The following is a 275-nucleotide window of genomic DNA, read 5'->3' as shown; positions in this document are numbered from 1 at the left end:
GCTCAAATTTAGCCTTAGCCATTTTAAGTTGTCCTCCTTATATTACAATTACATGTTTCAACGATATTTCAAGGGGTTACGGTTGATATTCTACCGCATAGCAGGCAGAAATGCAACAGCATTTTCCGCTTCTTCCCGCCATTTGAAGGTAAAATCCACCGTTGATGCTCACAGATGCGGCGCAGCCGCGCTGCGCTTAATCGTTATTGCGTCCGCGCTCGGCGATGATCTTCTCCGCAATGCTCCTGGGAATCTCCACATAGCTGTGGGGCTCC

This window comes from Intestinimonas sp. UBA1698 (assembly GCF_002320075.1).
GTDB classification, from domain to species: Bacteria; Bacillota; Clostridia; order Oscillospirales; family Oscillospiraceae; genus Intestinimonas; species Intestinimonas massiliensis.
This window is presented reverse-complemented; position numbering follows the sequence as displayed.